Source organism: Catenovulum agarivorans DS-2 (assembly GCF_000568405.1).
Classification (GTDB): domain Bacteria; phylum Pseudomonadota; class Gammaproteobacteria; order Enterobacterales; family Alteromonadaceae; genus Catenovulum; species Catenovulum agarivorans_A.
The window spans coordinates 80,706-97,258 of sequence record NZ_ARZY01000004.1 but is presented as its reverse complement, the minus strand read 5'-3'; the positions used below and the strand labels follow the sequence as shown (position 1 = coordinate 97,258).

At 41.1% G+C, this 16,553-nt stretch carries 16 protein-coding genes; 5 read left to right on the top strand and 11 right to left on the bottom strand.

Annotated features, from left to right (window positions below; all coding sequences use genetic code 11):
* The 3 genes from DS2_RS03555 to proB all read right to left on the bottom strand — a co-directional run bounded on the left by DS2_RS03555 (position 1) and on the right by proB (position 2,919).
* Positions 1-255, bottom strand: a complete 255-nt coding sequence (locus DS2_RS03555; RefSeq protein WP_035013266.1) for a lipoprotein — start codon at positions 253-255, stop codon at positions 1-3.
* A gap of 294 nt (positions 256-549) precedes the next feature.
* Positions 550-1,800: a glutamate-5-semialdehyde dehydrogenase gene (locus DS2_RS03550; protein ID WP_035013265.1), complete on the bottom strand. Its 1,251-nt coding sequence runs from the start codon at positions 1,798-1,800 to the stop codon at positions 550-552.
* Between the two features lie 18 nt (positions 1,801-1,818).
* Positions 1,819-2,919, bottom strand: coding sequence for a glutamate 5-kinase (gene proB / locus DS2_RS03545; protein ID WP_035013264.1), 1,101 nt, complete (start codon positions 2,917-2,919; stop codon positions 1,819-1,821).
* Between the two features lie 144 nt (positions 2,920-3,063).
* On the opposite strand from proB, the gene DS2_RS03540 reads away from it, so the two are divergent.
* Positions 3,064-4,290, top strand: a complete 1,227-nt coding sequence (locus DS2_RS03540) for a GAK system CofD-like protein (protein WP_081754176.1) — start codon at positions 3,064-3,066, stop codon at positions 4,288-4,290.
* A 90-nt stretch (positions 4,291-4,380) separates the two neighbouring features.
* Here DS2_RS03540 and DS2_RS03535 read toward each other — a convergent pair whose 3' ends face one another.
* Positions 4,381-5,235, bottom strand: a complete 855-nt coding sequence (locus DS2_RS03535) for a spermidine synthase (RefSeq protein WP_035013262.1) — start codon at positions 5,233-5,235, stop codon at positions 4,381-4,383.
* Between the two features lie 116 nt (positions 5,236-5,351).
* Here DS2_RS03535 and speA point away from each other — a divergent pair, with 116 nt between their 5' ends.
* Positions 5,352-7,244 carry a biosynthetic arginine decarboxylase gene (speA, locus tag DS2_RS03530; RefSeq protein WP_035013261.1) on the top strand — a complete coding sequence of 631 codons (1,893 nt, stop codon included), beginning with the start codon at positions 5,352-5,354 and terminating at the stop codon, positions 7,242-7,244.
* 80 nt (positions 7,245-7,324) lie between these two features.
* On the opposite strand, the gene DS2_RS03525 is transcribed toward speA, so the two are convergent.
* Entirely contained in the window at positions 7,325-8,551 is a 1,227-nt protein-coding gene (locus DS2_RS03525) for an EAL and HDOD domain-containing protein (RefSeq protein ID WP_035013260.1), read from the bottom strand.
* A gap of 360 nt (positions 8,552-8,911) precedes the next feature.
* Between DS2_RS03525 and rpoH the strand changes: the two genes are divergently transcribed.
* From rpoH to DS2_RS03510, 3 genes are all read left to right on the top strand, one after another.
* Entirely contained in the window at positions 8,912-9,775 is an 864-nt protein-coding gene (rpoH, locus tag DS2_RS03520) for an RNA polymerase sigma factor RpoH (protein ID WP_035013259.1), read from the top strand.
* 101 nt (positions 9,776-9,876) lie between these two features.
* On the top strand, positions 9,877-10,128 hold the full coding sequence (locus DS2_RS03515) for a YkgJ family cysteine cluster protein (protein ID WP_035013258.1): 252 nt from the start codon (positions 9,877-9,879) through the stop codon (positions 10,126-10,128).
* Positions 10,129-10,138: 10 nt separating this feature from the next.
* Complete coding sequence (locus DS2_RS03510; RefSeq protein ID WP_035013257.1) at positions 10,139-10,528, top strand: VOC family protein; 390 nt, start codon at positions 10,139-10,141, stop codon at positions 10,526-10,528.
* Between the two features lies 1 nt (position 10,529).
* On the opposite strand, the gene DS2_RS03505 is transcribed toward DS2_RS03510, so the two are convergent.
* The 6 genes from DS2_RS03505 to DS2_RS03480 are packed head-to-tail and all read right to left on the bottom strand — an operon-like array spanning position 10,530 to position 16,314.
* Positions 10,530-10,862 (bottom strand): Na+/H+ antiporter subunit G, encoded by a 333-nt coding sequence (locus tag DS2_RS03505; RefSeq protein ID WP_035013331.1) that lies wholly within the window; start codon positions 10,860-10,862, stop codon positions 10,530-10,532.
* The gene (locus DS2_RS03500; RefSeq protein WP_035013256.1) at positions 10,862-11,131 is read right to left on the bottom strand and encodes a K+/H+ antiporter subunit F; all 270 of its coding nucleotides are present in this window, start codon (positions 11,129-11,131) and stop codon (positions 10,862-10,864) included. The genes DS2_RS03505 and DS2_RS03500 overlap by 1 nt, the downstream gene beginning before the upstream one ends.
* Positions 11,125-11,646 (bottom strand): Na+/H+ antiporter subunit E, encoded by a 522-nt coding sequence (locus tag DS2_RS03495; RefSeq protein ID WP_035013255.1) that lies wholly within the window; start codon positions 11,644-11,646, stop codon positions 11,125-11,127. Before DS2_RS03495 ends, DS2_RS03500 begins: the two co-directional genes overlap by 7 nt.
* Entirely contained in the window at positions 11,646-13,157 is a 1,512-nt protein-coding gene (locus DS2_RS03490; RefSeq protein WP_035013254.1) for a monovalent cation/H+ antiporter subunit D, read from the bottom strand. The genes DS2_RS03495 and DS2_RS03490 overlap by 1 nt, the downstream gene beginning before the upstream one ends.
* Entirely contained in the window at positions 13,157-13,507 is a 351-nt protein-coding gene (locus DS2_RS03485; protein ID WP_035013253.1) for a Na+/H+ antiporter subunit C, read from the bottom strand. Before DS2_RS03485 ends, DS2_RS03490 begins: the two co-directional genes overlap by 1 nt.
* Positions 13,507-16,314, bottom strand: a complete 2,808-nt coding sequence (locus DS2_RS03480) for a monovalent cation/H+ antiporter subunit A (RefSeq protein ID WP_035013252.1) — start codon at positions 16,312-16,314, stop codon at positions 13,507-13,509. The genes DS2_RS03485 and DS2_RS03480 overlap by 1 nt, the downstream gene beginning before the upstream one ends.
* Positions 16,315-16,553 lie beyond the last annotated feature (239 nt).

Below are 16,553 nucleotides of genomic sequence, written 5' to 3'. Positions count from 1 at the left end.
TTATTTGAGGCCGTTTTGTAAGGTTAAAGTGGCAACATCTGCAACAAATGTAATTTTAATATTACGTTTATTGTCACCCCACATACATTGTTTGGTACCAATCACTTCAGAACACTCGTCTGGCGCACCAATAATAGTTTCAACTTCTTCTAAGGCCATGCCTACTTTAATTTTATTATAGTTATCAGCTGTAACTTTACTGCATCCACTGCATATGAATAACAACGCAACAATTAATCCCAAGCGTCTAAACATACCTGCTCCTATCTAACAATCCAACAAGAAAAAAAGTAACGAAGATGTTAAATATTTTTTAACTTATTACAAGCATTAATTGTAATTATTTGTAACAATAATGGTCTTAGAATGTTTTTTAGCCAAAAAATAAACAAAATTGTTTGGTAACTATTGTTCGAGCATGCTTGACTTGTACTATTTCTAACCAACAAGCTATTTTTGTTTATTTACAAAAAACAATGAGAGATGCGAAGTGTATTTAATGAAGGAGTTTAATGCAGTTAGCGCCGGCTAACTGCATTTGCAGGCCAATTAAGCTCTAATTTGACCTTCGCCTTGGACGATAAATTTCTGTGTGGTTAAACTTTCAAGCCCCATAGGGCCATATGCATGTAGCTTTGAAGTCGAAATACCGATTTCAGCGCCTAAACCCAATTGCCCTCCATCAGAAAAGCGTGATGATGCATTAACCATAACCACGGCACTGTTAACTCTACGGGTAAATTCATTCGCTCGCTGATAACTCTGAGTACAAATCACTTCAGTATGTCCTGAGCTATAGGATTCTAGGTGGCCAATCGCCGCATCAAAGTCATCGACAACACGAATCGCAATTTCTAACGCTAAATATTCAGCATGCCAGTCGTCTTCAGTGGCAAGCTCAGCTCCAGAGAAATAACCAATACTGCGCTCACAGGCATGAATTTTTACTCCTTTGTCAGCTAGTGCTTTTGCTGCCATTGGTAAAAAGCTATCGGCTTGTGATTGATGGACTAATAAAGTTTCTAACGCATTGCATACACCAGTACGTTGGGTTTTACCGTTTAGCAACAATTCAAGCGCCATCTGCTTGTCTGCATCTTGATCTACGTATAAATGACAAACGCCCTTAAAATGTTGAATCACTGGAATGCGACTATTTTCGGTTACAAACCGAATAAGCCCTTCACCCCCACGCGGAATAATCAAATCAATATCTTCTGATAGTGTCATTAACTCGTTCATAATGGCGCGATCTGGATCTGGCACCACACAAATCGCATTGGGATCTATGTTTTGCTCAACCAATGCTTCATGCAAACATTTAGCAATGACAAGATTAGAAAATAATGCTTCTTTACCACCACGCAAAATCACCGCATTACCCGACTTTAAACATAAAGCAGCGGCTTCAGCTGTTACATTTGGACGCGCTTCATAAATCATTGCTATCACACCTAATGGTATACGCATTCGACCTACACGCATACCATTCGGTCTAATTTTCAAATCAGACACTGTGCCTACAGGATCAGGCAATGTGGTTACTTCGACCAATGCATTGGCTAAATCTTTTACACGCTCAGGCGTTAATCGTAGACGATCTATCATCGCGTCGGTTAAACCGTTTTCTTTACCCGCGTCTAAGTCTTTTTGGTTTTCAGTTAAAATTAACTCTGTGCGCTCAATTAACTTTTGCGCCATAGCTGACAACGCAGCATCTTTTTGCGCTGTACTCAAATTGGCAACTGAAAAAGACGCTTTGCGTGCATCTTTAGCCATTTGTGCAATTGAAAAACTCATTATTCTACCTTTTATCTGTTACAGGATAACCAAATCATCTCTATGGATAATGACATCACTTGGACAATAACCCAACACTTGAATGATTTTTTGACTTTGCAATCCTTTAATTTTATTCAACTCTAAATCACTATACTGGCAAATACCTTTAGCTAACTTAGCACCCTCTAAGTCTTTAATATAAACCGCATCGCCTTTATTAAATACACCATCTACGTCTTTAATCCCAATGCTCAGCAATGACGCACCTTTGTTGCTCAAAGCGTTTGCCGCTCCATTATCTACTATTATGCTTCCTTGTGCTTTTAACGTATATTGCAACCAATGTTTACGCGCTTTTATTGGGCTCGCTTGACGCTTAAACCAAGTGCCCTGCGGCTGCTGTTGTAATAGGCGATCAAATACTTGACCTTTTGTACCATTTACAATCAGGGTATGCACCCCATTTACGGTTGCCTTTTCTGCCGCTTCAATTTTTGTACGCATGCCACCTGTGGCAATTTTATTCGTTGTGCCGCCCGCTAAGCCATAAATTTCTGGGGTAATACTTTCAACCGTAGCAATCAATTCTGCATCAGGGTTGCTTCGAGGATCTGCGGTAAAGAGGCCGTCAATATCACTACAAATCATCATCATATCGGCATCTGAAACTTGCGATACTAAAGCGGCTAGGTTGTCATTATCTCCAACCTTGAGTTCCTGAGTAGCAACAGTATCGTTTTCATTTACGATAGGCAGAATGCCGTTGTTGAGTAATTCTCTAATGGTATTTTTAATATTGACGTATCGACGGCGGTCAGCTAAGTCATCATGGGTTAACAATATTTGCGCACACGGGAAATCAAAAAATCGCGCCCAATTTGCCATCATACGAGTTTGCCCGACTGCGGCCATAGCTTGTTTTTCAGCAATAGATGGAATTTCTTTATGTGCAACCAGATCACGACCAGCCGCAACACTTCCGCTCGATACCAATACAATTTCTTTGCCCTGGGTACGGCACTCTGAAATATAGCGAGCTATTGGCAGCAAATATTGGCCGCTGCACCCTTTTCCTTCAGGCGCAATAAGAGCACTACCGACTTTTATGACAGCTCTTTGCCAGTCAAACCAACTCATGTTGTGACAACCTACTCAAATACAAAAACTATATTATACCCTTATTCAGTTTTTAGGTGCAGGGGGCGATTACAATTTATATGATATTGATGTTTATTAACTTGCGAATTGATCGCAAACCATCTATGTTGCAAAGAGTCCATTATGATTGTGAGACACTTACACTATGACAAGACACCACAGAATTTCGCCCACCTAAAGATGGCGTATTCGCAACCATTAAACTCAAACTTAAATGAACGAGTTGCGCAACATAAACAACCATCACTGGTTTTTTTCAGTGGAGGCAGTGCTTTGTCTGGGTTTAGCAAAGCACTAAAGTTATACAACCAAAATCACAATCATATCATCACCACTCTGGATTCAGGTGGTTGCACCGCCAAACTTAGACATTGCTTTTTGATGCCTGCAATTGGTGATATTAGAAATCGTCTGTTGGCGTTGGCAGATGATAGCAAAGCAGATGTCGCGGCTATTACACGCATTATGGGCCTAAGGTTTGCAAAACAAGGCAGCGCAGCTACATTGAGGCAATCTTTATTTGCGTTCAGCCACAGCGACCACCCAATGTATGCGCAACTTTCCCCAACACAACAACAAACTATCCAGAATTGTTTGAGTTATTTTGCCAACATCATTCCTGCAGACTTCGACCTGCGCAATACTAGCATTGGAAACGTTTGTTTGGCTGCGGCTTACCTGATCAATAACAGGAGTTTGTCCGCGGCTATTGATATATTTAGCCACTTGTTATCGATCAAAGGCCAAATCGTGCCAATGTCAGATAGTTACTGCCACTTGGCGGCCCATTTAAGTGACGGTCAAACCATAGTTGGCCAACATAATTTGACTGGCAAAGAAGTTTCTCCGATTCGGAGTAAAATCACCAAAGTTGAACTTTCAAGCAGTAGCGAATATCTATCACCTATACAAATCAAAACACCCAAAAATGTTTTAAATACCTTAGCCCAAGCGCAACTTATTTGTTATCCGCCTGGCAGCTTTTATTCAAGCCTGATCACCAACTTATTAACAGATGGAATAGGCCAGGCAATCAGCCAAAGCCAAGCGAAAAAAGTGTATGTCCCTAATCTGACACAAGACCCAGAGCAATTTGGCATGAGCTTGTTTGATTGCATAACGACACTGCTTGAATATCTAACCAAACATCTTGACCACAAAGTCTCTGTTTCATCTGTGTTATCAACTATTCTGCTCGATAAAAGCGCCCAGCACCAACTCACACCAGCCCAATATCAGCAATTATCTAAACTAGGAATTGCTGTTGAGATCTTGCCGCTGGTCAGCGAGAAGTCTGCACCATATTATGATCCACATCGCTTAAGCCAAGCACTACTAAGCCTATGTTGATCTTTGGCATAAATTTTTGCCGCCATTTGCATGGCTTCACCAAAAGTTTGCTTCTGCACTGATTGTTTGTGACACCAAGATCAGCACGCTCTATAATTTTCCAGTAAGATAGTTGGGTAAACAACCACTGAGCTTGTGGGTATCAGCACTATAATATTTAAGCTGCTGACTAAGATGTTGCGCATCTTGAAAGCGAATGTTGTTGAAGCCTGCACCTTTGGTTGCCAAGGTACAACTGCACTGCCCACTGGGGTAAATAGGTAAAGGAAATAATAAAGTTTCGACCTGCCTAAAGCCCGCTGCCAACATATTCTCTCGCATCGTCTTAATTTGCGCCTGCTGTAACAATGGTGAGCCACTGGGTGCGACCAACAGACCATTTTCGTTTAACAACATCATACAATCTTGATAAAAACTATCATCGAGCGCGCCACAGCTGGGTAATTCAGCATCGATCAAATCAACAATAATAACGTCAATACTCCGCTCAGGCATTCGTTTAATAGATTGCCTATGCTCTTCAAATAGCAGTTGCGCACGTTCATCAGCCTTATGTTCACTTAACTCGGGGAAATACCTGTGTGCCACCTCTGAGACTAAACTGTCACTATAGACTTGTTTAACAGACCGAACCGCTTGATGTTTGAGTACCTGCTGCAGGCATCCACAGTTTTCCCCACCAATGATCAGCACATTTTGTGGATTTGGATGAGTCAACATTGCAGGATGAACCATCATTTCATGATAAAAAAAGCTATCTTGACTACTTAAACGTGGGTAGTTATCTATGACCATTAAATAGCCAAAATCTGTGGTATTGTACACTTCGACTTTATGAAATGGTGATTGCTTTTCAACCACTTTATGCTTGACGCGCAGTGACACCCCTGTGCCCAAACGCTCATTTTGTTCTGCGAACCAACTCAGTGATGATAGATCTGGCATAGGTAACCCTTTTGATTATTGCTGCTGCAACGAAAAATCTAAATCAATTATAGCCCATCCAGCGTAATCAGATTACACTATTCGTTTTACTTGTTAACACTCTAATTGATTCGCTGATGACTGATAGTTTTATTCAACACGCTAAACAAATTTACAACGTAGCTAACTGGAGTGACGGTTATTTCGATATTAACGATCGTGGTGAGTTAGTTGCCCAGCCTAAAGGCAAACCACAACTGCAGATTAGCTTTACCAAAATTGTCCATGACCTACAGCTAGCTGGTCTAAGACTACCTATTCTCGTACGTTTTACCGATATATTGCGTGACCGTGTAAAAGCTCTCCAATCAGCCTTTAAAGACGCGATCGAACATCACCAATACGAAGGTTCTTATCACGCGGTCTATCCGATAAAGGTCAACCAACAGCACAGTGTCGTTGAACAACTACTTAGAGTGACTCCCAAAATAGGGTTAGAAGCTGGTAGCAAACCCGAATTACTTGCTATTCTCGGCGCGACAACCGAGCCGCTAAAAATTGTATGCAACGGCTACAAAGATAGCGAATTTTTACAGTTAGCCATTATCGGCCAACAAATGGGCCATAAAGTCTATGTGGTGATTGAAAAGCTTTCTGAGCTTAAAACCTTGTTAAAAGAAGCTGAAAAAATGGGTGCAGCACCTGCCATAGGTATTCGCATTCGTTTGAATACTGTAGGCAAAGGTCGCTGGCAAGATTCTGGCGGTGAAAAAGGTAAATTTGGTTTGCCTTCACACCAATTGCTACAGGCGATTAAATTGCTTAAAGAGCATAATCAAACGCATTTATTTCAACTGATCCATTTCCACATTGGTTCACAGATTGCCAATATTCGTGATATCCAAGTCGCAATTAAAGAATGTGCTCGATACTATGTTGAATTAAAAAATATGGGCTTGGCGGTAGACACCCTAGATGTCGGTGGGGGTTTAGGAGTTGACTACGAAGGCAGCGGTAGCCGTAGCCAATGCTCAATGAACTATGACATGCATGAATATGCCAAAAATATCGTCGCTGGTATCAGTGAAGTGTGCCATGCAAATGGGATTGCCGAGCCCAACATTATTACTGAGTCTGGTCGCGCAATGACAGCACATCACGCAGTGCTGCTATCGAACATTATTGATAGCGAGCAACCAATCAAGCTAGCAGCCCCATTTATCGCAAGCTGTGATGCCCCACTAGAAACGGTTGAACTAATTAAACTAAGCGAAACACTTTCACCTAGACGCGCGCTCGAAAGTTACCACGATGCAGTACATTATTTCGCCGAAGCCCAACAAAAATTTACCTTGGGATTAATTTCGTTGACGCATTGGGCTGAATTTGAAAGTTTCTACTTTTCGATTTTGTACATGATCCGCGACAACCTAGATAAAAATGCCCGCTCACATCGAGAGCTAAAAGAAGAATTAGATGAAAAGCTTGCGCGCAAACTATTTTGCAACTTTTCTTTATTTCAATCACTGCCAGATGCTTGGGGTATACAACAAATATTCCCAGTTGTACCGCTGAGTGATATGGACCAAGAACTGTCAGAGCGTGCCATTGTGCAAGATATAACCTGCGACTCAGATGGACAAATCAAACAATACGCTGATGGTATGGGAATAGAAAGCAGTTTACCTGTGCCCAAATACAAACCTGACAACCCTTATTACATCGGAATTTTTATGGTTGGGGCCTATCAAGAAATACTTGGCGATATGCATAATCTATTTGGAGATACAGATTCAGCCCATCTTGAGTTCGATACTTCAGGCAAAATGCGCATCAACCATATCTTGCATGGTGACACGGCTGAAACAGCATTGAAAACGGTGCATTTTCAGAAATCATATCTATTGGAGAACTATTCTTCGCAACTCGCGCAGTCAAAACTGACTAGTGAACAAAGAGATGAATATTATTTACTGCTCAAAAGTGGCGTTGAAGGCTACACCTATTTTGAAGATGAGCACAGTAGTTAAGCAGATTTACGCTTAGTTTTGAGGCATGCCTGTTTGTTGCAGGCATGCCTTGGCAAAAGCTTCACGCAACTCCGAGGCGCTTACGCAGCACTGCGTTCACAGTTACAAATTCTGTCAGCCCAAGCGAGCGATTCTTGGTAGAACTCATGGATATGGTCAATCGGAGCTTTCAATGCCATTGCCAAAGTCTCAACCTCGTCCCACTGAGCTTGTTCGTAACTTAGTGCGAGCTTAAGGTACAACCCCAATATGCCTTTTTGTTCAACCAAACCTTGTTTGATCTCGTCGGCGATAGGCAATTTGCCTGCAAGTGCATCCATTGGTTCATCTAATAGAGCATCGACTAAGCTAAGCATACCGACCAGAAAAGCCATAGGTGGATTTTCATCATCGCCACGCATTTGCGCAATGTGGCCACAAAATCGCGCTCGAGCCAATGACAACACCATTATTTCATCAGGCTTGTCACCACTTAAGTTTGCCAATGCTAACAACGAAATAAACTTCTTAACCTCGGCTTCTCCCATGTAGACGATTGCATGTTTTAACGAGGTAATCTGTTGGCTGGTACTGAACCCTGCACTATTTATAAACCGTAACAACTTGTAAGACAAAGCAACATCTTGTGCAAGTATTTCACTGACTTTATCAATATTCAACTGCGCACTACCGGCTTCGGAAATCAGCTGTAATAAATTGAGTTTATTAGCGACAATTTGTTTAGATTTAAAAATTTCTGGCCGAGCGAAAAAGTACCCCTGAAACAACTGAAACCCAAGAGTTTTTAATTGCTCAAACTCTTCACGAGTTTCAACTTTTTCTGCCAATAAATTCACACCTGATCCAGCAATACGGCGAACGTATTTGCTAATTTGCAAAATATTAAACTGACGAACATCAACTTTAATGGTGTCGATATAAGGTAAAAAGATATCCCAAACAGGATCAAAGTTGTGATCGTCTAATGCCAATCGGTAACCTTGCTTTTTCAAAGCACGACAAGCATCCAACAATTCCTCACTGATCTCGACACTTTCTAAGATTTCAATCACTACATTTTTAGGATCTAACGATTCTGGAAAGCGATTAATCAAAGTGTCTTCAAAAAAGTTGATGTAAGTACATTTACCATCAGTGATACTTTCGAGACCTCGAGTTAAATGATTAGATGTTAATATTTGTGATGTAGCCTGATCTGGACATATATCTGGAAATGCATTCTCTACACCATTTCGGAACAACAACTCATAACCGACTATTTTTTCTTCGACATCCAATATTGCTTGGCGCGCGACATACGAATACATAAACCACTCTCAATAGATACAACTTTGTGATATTTTTTTAACATTCACTAACAGATTACTGCGACATCACCACAATAGCTAGTCTAGAATGATAAAAAATGTCGAGATAGAACAATAAACAGCCAACTCAAGATAAAATCGTATTTAATATAACTCACAAATCTAAAAAGTTAGTCAGACTGTGTTAGGGTAAGGGAACAAAATCGGTTGACTTGCTTCTAATAAAGCAGTTATAACCATATTTAACAAATAATTGGTCCTTGATAGAATTTATCACGCCCCTATTAATAGGGTTGTTGAGTGTTAAAAACGATATTGATAAAATATATTCTCATCAAGGTAACCGGACTGGAGTGATTTATGACAGCGTCATCTACATCTACAGCATTAATGTTGACCCCACAAACGGGTAGTCTGGATTCTTATATCCAAAGTGTAAATAGCATTCCTGTATTGACGGCCGAGCAAGAAAAAAGCTTAGGCGAGCGTCTATTTAATGATGGTGACTTAGAAGCAGCACAACAACTTATCATGTCACATTTACGCTTTGTTGTGCACATTGCAAAAAGCTATTCGGGTTATGGATTACCGCAAGCAGACCTCATTCAAGAAGGTAACGTGGGCTTAATGAAAGCCGTTAGACGGTTTGATCCTTCAGTGGGTGTTCGCTTGGTTTCATTTGCAGTACATTGGATTAAAGCAGAAATCCACGAATACGTACTGAAAAATTGGCGTATTGTTAAAGTAGCAACAACTAAAGCTCAGCGAAAACTTTTCTTTAATCTACGTAAATCGAAAAAGCGCCTTGGCTGGTTTAACAATGAAGAAGTCGATAAAGTGGCAGGTGATTTAGGCGTCAGTCGCTCAGAGGTTTTGGAAATGGAAAGCCGCATGAGTAATCAAGACCAAGCCTTCGATTTAACTAACGACGATGATGAAAGCACCAGTTTTGCTCCGGCACAGTTTTTAGAAGACACAGCTTCAGACGTTGCCGAACACGTAGAAAGCGACCAATGGGAAAGCCATGCTAATACGCGTTTACTGCATGCAATTCAGACATTAGATGAACGTAGCCAAGACATCATTCGTACACGTTGGTTGGATGATAACAACAAACTAACTTTACAAGAATTGGCGCAGAAATATAGCGTGTCAGCTGAACGAGTTCGCCAGCTAGAAGCCAACGCAATGAAAAAATTGCGCAACGCTATGGGTGAACTGTAGTTCCAAAATACTAGCGAAAATTATGTAATTTGTCACAATAGCCGGTTTGCCGGCTATTGTTGTTTTTGGCGATAGTAAAACCTGTGCAAAAGATTAATTAAATGCAATGTAATCCCGGTTGTGGCGCTTGCTGTATCGCCCCATCAATCTCTAGTCCTATTCCTGGTATGCCAAACGGTAAACCCGCAGGCGTGCGCTGTATTCAGCTCGACAACAACAATTTATGCAAGATATTCGGTCAACCACAAAGACCTAAGGTATGTTTGCAATTTCAGGCAGATAGACAAGTATGTGGAAGCAGTGCTGCCGAAGCACTGACCATAATCACTCAACTTGAAAATTTAACCGAATAAAGGCTGTACCATGTTAAACATCAAACAAATCCACCATGTGGCAATTATTTGCTCCGATTACCAAAAATCAAAAGCCTTTTACACCCAGATTCTAGGTTTTGATGTTATTGCCGAGACATACAGAGCAGAGCGAGACTCATATAAATTAGACTTAGCGGTAGATGGACATAGCCAAATCGAATTATTTTCATTTCCGAACCCGCCTAAACGTCCTTCTCGTCCGGAGGCGCAAGGTCTACGTCACTTGGCATTTAAGGTTGATGATGTGGCTAAAGCAAAGGGCTGGTTAGAACAACAGGGGATCTTAGTAGAACAAATACGCATAGATGAGCTGACAGGCAAAGCCTTTACCTTTTTTCAAGATCCAGACGGCCTGCCACTAGAATTATATCAAGGGTAGTCTAATCTTTCTCTATTCTATCTATACCTTGGGTGCCCTCTTTAGCCGCTAGTTTATGATGGATAGCAGACTTGATCAGAATATAACCACTGATAGGTGCGGTAATTAACAAGAAAATTGAAATTAGGATTTCCTTTAAGCTATAACCCGCTGTTGTCACAGAAAAATAAATCATTGCAGCGATTAGTAGACATGCCATCCCCAAAGTAGTCGCTTTAGTAGGCCCGTGCAGACGCATAAAAAAGTCAGGCATTTTCACCAAACCAATCGAGCCAATTAAAATTAGCGTGCCGCCTAACAATAGTAAAATTGACACCAGCCATTCATATATCATCATTCGATTAAATCGCCTCTTAATAAATATTTACACAAAGCAACTGTACTGACAAAACCTAACATCGCAATTAATAATGCCGCTTCAAAATACAGACTAGTATCGTTGTGCAATCCATACAACACAATGACTGCAATCGTATTGATGTACATAGTATCCAATGCCAAAATACGATCTGGTACAGATGGACCTTTTAGCAATCGCCAAATATTTAACAATAGTGCCAATCCCAACATGGCAAAAACAAAAATAATAACGCTACCTAACATCCGAAGATCTCCTTAATTGGGGCTTCATATCGAGTTTTAATTTGCTCAATTAACTTAGCTTCGTCTTGTAAATCCAGCACATGAATTAACAAATATCGTGGCGTTTTATTGTCCGATGTATGGTGCTCTTCACTGATCGGATATACCTCAGCACTGACTGTACCTGGCGTTAGTGACACCGTACTAGCCAACAAAGTAATCGGCAGAGCATCCGTCATATCCAATGGTACTTTGACAAAAGCAGGGCGCAACCTCTTATTTGGACCGACAATTAAAATAGCCACTTGAATGTTAGCGGTAATAATGTCAAGCAATACCACTAATAGCTGTTTTATCGCTAATGCAGGTCGTTTTACTGAAGGATTTTGCTCGGTAAATGGCCGGGTAAAAATAGGAATGGAAATAGCGAGTATAGTCCCTAATAACACTTGGCCAAACGACAAACTATTATTCAACAATAACCAAATAACCAATAACAATATGCTGGTAGATGGCGCGGGGAAATAACGATTCATTACAGCCCTCCCGTTAATTGGGTTACAGCCGGGTTTTGATGAATTTGCATCGCGGCTTGCAAACAAAAGTCGGTAATTGGCTTGGCAAATATAACCATAAACGGTGACACACCTGCTAAAATATACACAGCCCACACTTTAAATTTATGAATGGGTTTTACATCAATTTTATCAATATCTTTGCTGGTGTTTTGCCAGAATACAATACTGCCCGCGCGCGTAACCCCAACCAAAATTAATAAACTGGCAACTAAATAAATCGGCCAAAAAAGTGCATAATCCCCTTGTTGGTAGGTTGCTTTTAAGATCCATATTTTACCAACAAAACCAGATAAAGGTGGCATACCAATCACGGCTAATGCTGCGGCAAAAAACACCACCCCAATCAACAAGCCTTGCTTCACAGGTCGGCCGGTGGTGATTCTATCGGCCACCTTCCCTCGCTGACTTGCAATTAGATCTACACATAAAAACAGCGCGGCACATACCAAGGTTGAATGGATTAAATAATATATCGCTGCGGCAGTCGCCTGCATTTGTTGTAAACTTACCAACGCAATTAAAGTACCAGCCGACACAACAATTAGATTGGCCACTAACTTGCGCAAATCTTTACTCGCCAGTACACCAATGGTGCCAACAACAATAGTCGCTAGCGCTGCAAACCATAAGACATCTTGCCCCATAGCGCCTAACGGGCCGCTGCCTGGACTAAAAATTGAGTTATACACGCGAATAATCGAATACACCCCTACTTTAGTCATTATGGCAAACAAAGCTGCAACAACTGGCATCGCATTAGAATAGGTATTTGGCAACCACATGTGCAAAGGCAATAATGCGGCTTTTAATGCAAATACAATCAATAATAGTGAACCGCCAATTTTGGCGAGAGAAACATCATCATTAGTTAATTGGCTGATGCGGGCCGCAACATCTTGGATATTTAAGCTACCAAGTACGCCGTACATAGTCCCTAGCGCGATCAAAAAGATGGCTGAACCAACTAAATTAAGGATAACGTAATGCAAAGCGCCGCGAGTATTATGTTTATCCGCAGCATGCATTAATAATGAATAGGATGCGATAAGTAGCACTTCGAAAAATACAAACAGGTTAAACAAATCTCCCGTCAAAAAGGCACCACATACCCCCATCAATAAAAAATGCACCAATGGATGGAAGAAACTCCCTTTCGCATCATCGCCTGCGCAGCTGTATACGATACAGCATAGAGACAAAAAAGATGCCAAACAGGTGAGCGTAACGGCTAGCAAATCTGCGTGCAATACAATCCCAAAAGGTGCCTGCCAGTTCCCTATTGCATAAGTTAACGTACCTATGTCGAGTACATGGCTCAACAAACAGATATTGATTATCAGTGAAATAGCCGCTAAGCCGACTGAAGCAAATCTTCGAGCTTTGACACTTTTACCACAAGGTGGCAACAACAAAAGTAGCGCACTAAATAGTGGAAATAAAATTGGAAAAACGACAATATGCTGCATGATTATTTTCTTACTCCAGTTTTATTGTTTGCTTGAGCAAGTTGGTTAACATAATCATTGCCTAAATCAGCGCGTGCTCTAATCGCTAAAATCACCGAGAAGGCTGTCATCGCAAAGCCTATAACAATTGCAGTTAATACCAAGGCTTGTGGCAATGGGTCAGCATATTGCTCGCTGCCACTGAGAATGGCCGCCTTATTAATTGTTAATCGTCCTGACGCAAACAAGAAGAGGTTAACTGCGTAAGACAACATAGTTAACCCCAGTACAATTGGGAAACTTCGAGCTCTGAGGATCAAAAACACCCCACAACCCACTAAAACACCAACACAAACCGAATATAACAATTCCATTATTTGGCTCCTATTGTTTTAGTCTCGGATTTAGCTTCATCATTAGCTGTCAACTTACCTAAACTCGCTAAAATCATCATAGTTGCACCGACAACCGTAACATACACACCTAAATCAAAAATCATCGCACTGGCTAATTCTGTTTTGCCAACCAGTGGAATATCGAAATAATCAAACCAACTGGTTAAAAATGGCTTATCAAACAAGAAGCTGCCAGCCCCACAAATAAACGCTATCATCACCCCAGAAGCGATAATTTTACGGTAATTAAACAATAACCTGTCATTAATCCAGTTTGAACCGTGCGCAATGTACTGCAATATAATCGCCGTTGCGGTCACTAAACCTGCGATAAATCCACCACCAGGCAAATTGTGGCCGCGAATAAAGATAAAGGCTGACACCAATAGAGCTAACGGCAATAAGGTTTGAGAAATGGTTGCGAGCAATAATGGGTATTTTTCACGCGCCCATTTGCGACCTTCGCTATCGGTTGAAGGCATAAACAAAGGCAAATTATTTAACAATTTATAAATGCCCAGTGCTGCAATACCTAATACGGTTATTTCACCTAAGGTATCAAAGCCCCTAAAATCAACCAAAATTACGTTTACAACATTGGTACCACCACCACCTGTTTTTGCATTCTCAACAAAAAACTGTGAAATAGAATCTAGTGGTCGAGTAACTAGCGCATAACATATACTACCAACTACAACGCCACAACCAGTCGATATCATTAAGTCGCGTAATACCCGAATTGAACTAGATTCTTTTGGTGTTTTTTGCGGTAGGAAAAACAGAGCCAGCATCAACAAAACAACGGTGACCACTTCAACACTGAGTTGAGTCAAGGCTAAATCTGGCGCAGAAAATCGGGTAAATGCCACCGAAACCATCAAACCAACAATAGATATCATAATAAGGGCAATCATTCGATGGCGATGCCAAATAACCGTTGCGACAGCACCAGCTATTAACAACCCAGTACCAACGGCATTAAACATATCAATTGGATGCGGCTGGTTTCCACCAACTAGCTTTTGCATATCAAACAGTGGAGCACCAGCAAAAAACAACACAGTTGCAATTAATACTATGGTGTAGCGCTGTAAAGAACCATTCTCAAACTGGCTAATGCGTTTTTGACACCAAGATAAAACAACATCTAACCCTTGCTCAAACATATAGCGGCCTTCCAACGCAGGTAAGGTGGCCTGAAACTGAAATAAGTGTTTGCGCAGCGAATAAATAACCACACCACCAGCAACCGCTAGAGCACTCATCAACAATGGCAGGTTAAATCCATGCCATAAAGCAATTTCAAATACGGGTGTAGCACCAGTTAAAACAGCGCTTGAAGCGACATCGAGAATGCTGTCGACAATTAAGTTTGGAAACATCCCAACCAAAATACAAATTGCGACTAAAATTTCAATCGGAACACGCATATAACGTGGCGCTTCGTGAGGCTGTTTAGGTAAATCAACCGGATCACCGTTAAAGAATACATCGTGAATAAAACGCGCCGAATAGGCAACCGAAAATGCGCCGGCGGCTGTGGCTAAAACAGGAATGAGCCAAGACATAGAGCCAAGTAACTGGGCGTGCAAAGTTTCTGCAAAGAACATTTCTTTAGACAAGAAACCATTTAACAAAGGCACCCCTGCCATAGACGCGGCTGAAACCATAGCGAGTGTTGCGGTAAACGGCATAAACTTCCACATGCCATTAAGTTTTCGCATATCTCGCGTGCCCGTTTCGTGGTCGATAATACCAGTTGCCATAAACAAAGAAGCTTTAAACGTAGCATGGTTAATAATGTGGAATATCGCCGCAACTGTCGCAAGCTCAGTATCTAGCCCCAACAGCAGGGTAATTAGGCCTAAATGACTAATGGTTGAATACGCCAATAACCCCTTTAAATCATGTTTAAATAACGCGACATATGCACCAATTAACAATGTGGTTAAACCGGTTAAACTGACAATTAAAAACCAAATTTCAGTGCCAGCTAGCGCAGGATAAAAACGAGCTAATAAAAAGATACCAGCTTTAACCATGGTTGCCGAATGTAAGTAAGCACTAACTGGCGTTGGAGCGGCCATGGCATGAGGCAACCAAAAATGAAATGGAAATTGAGCTGACTTAGTAAATGCCCCCAATAAAATTAACACAAGGGTCAGCTCGTACCACTGACTTTGTTTAATCATATCGCCACTGGCTAAAATAACATCTAACTGATAGCTGCCAACAATATTACCTAGGATGAGTAGACCAGCCAGCAAGGCTAAACCACCAGCTCCAGTGATAGAGAGCGCCATCAGTGCGCCTTTACGCGCCTCAGCTTTATCAGACCAGTAGCTGATCAACAGAAACGAGCTAATGCTGGTGAGTTCCCAGAAAAACCACAACTGGATGGTATTGTTAGACATGACAATGCCTAACATAGCGGTCATAAACAGCAATAAATACGCGTATAGTTTGGGTAAGGAGTCTTTTGCGCTTAAATAATAACGCGCATAAAAGATAACTAAACAACCAATGCCTAGAATGAGCAAAGTGAATAAGAGTGATAAGCCATCAAGTCGAAAGCTTAAGTGTATACCCAACACATCCAGCCATTGAATATGATCATAGACTGTTTCACCGTTAAATACCGCAGGTGCGTGATACAAACAAACAGCCAGCGCAATCAGTGGTGCAATCAGGGTAACAGCCGCAGTTTCATTGCGACTGAGTTTTGCCGCACGTGAAGAGATCAAACTGCCAATTGTTGTGATTAGTGGAACCCAAAACAAAGCCATACTGTTGAATCCATTAGTTATTACAGTGATATAAGTATAATTAGAGCATTAAGATACCAGATTTATCCAAGAGGTAAAAAACGTTTTATTAACATAATTCTCTTGATAAATGGCATTTATGATCATTTGCACACAAAACGAACGCAAGATAACCAATTTGATTTGTGCTCAGTGTTCTGATGAACAAATTAACGAAAGCGTGTGAATGTTTTACTATCCAATAGCAAAAACAAAATAGT

What these genes read in the sequence shown, in the direction of transcription:
- DS2_RS03555 (WP_035013266.1), bottom strand. Translation starts at nt 255, where the DNA reads ATGTTTAGACGCTTGGGATTAATTGTTGCGTTGTTATTCATATGCAGT.
- DS2_RS03550 (WP_035013265.1), bottom strand. Translation starts at nt 1,800, where the DNA reads ATGAGTTTTTCAATTGCACAAATGGCTAAAGATGCACGCAAAGCGTCT.
- proB (WP_035013264.1), bottom strand. Translation starts at nt 2,919, where the DNA reads ATGAGTTGGTTTGACTGGCAAAGAGCTGTCATAAAAGTCGGTAGTGCT.
- DS2_RS03540 (WP_081754176.1), top strand. Translation starts at nt 3,064, where the DNA reads ATGATTGTGAGACACTTACACTATGACAAGACACCACAGAATTTCGCC.
- DS2_RS03535 (WP_035013262.1), bottom strand. Translation starts at nt 5,235, where the DNA reads ATGCCAGATCTATCATCACTGAGTTGGTTCGCAGAACAAAATGAGCGT.
- speA (WP_035013261.1), top strand. Translation starts at nt 5,352, where the DNA reads ATGACTGATAGTTTTATTCAACACGCTAAACAAATTTACAACGTAGCT.
- DS2_RS03525 (WP_035013260.1), bottom strand. Translation starts at nt 8,551, where the DNA reads ATGTATTCGTATGTCGCGCGCCAAGCAATATTGGATGTCGAAGAAAAA.
- rpoH (WP_035013259.1), top strand. Translation starts at nt 8,912, where the DNA reads ATGACAGCGTCATCTACATCTACAGCATTAATGTTGACCCCACAAACG.
- DS2_RS03515 (WP_035013258.1), top strand. Translation starts at nt 9,877, where the DNA reads ATGCAATGTAATCCCGGTTGTGGCGCTTGCTGTATCGCCCCATCAATC.
- DS2_RS03510 (WP_035013257.1), top strand. Translation starts at nt 10,139, where the DNA reads ATGTTAAACATCAAACAAATCCACCATGTGGCAATTATTTGCTCCGAT.
- DS2_RS03505 (WP_035013331.1), bottom strand. Translation starts at nt 10,862, where the DNA reads ATGATATATGAATGGCTGGTGTCAATTTTACTATTGTTAGGCGGCACG.
- DS2_RS03500 (WP_035013256.1), bottom strand. Translation starts at nt 11,131, where the DNA reads ATGTTAGGTAGCGTTATTATTTTTGTTTTTGCCATGTTGGGATTGGCA.
- DS2_RS03495 (WP_035013255.1), bottom strand. Translation starts at nt 11,646, where the DNA reads ATGAATCGTTATTTCCCCGCGCCATCTACCAGCATATTGTTATTGGTT.
- DS2_RS03485 (WP_035013253.1), bottom strand. Translation starts at nt 13,507, where the DNA reads ATGGAATTGTTATATTCGGTTTGTGTTGGTGTTTTAGTGGGTTGTGGG.
- DS2_RS03480 (WP_035013252.1), bottom strand. Translation starts at nt 16,314, where the DNA reads ATGGCTTTGTTTTGGGTTCCACTAATCACAACAATTGGCAGTTTGATC.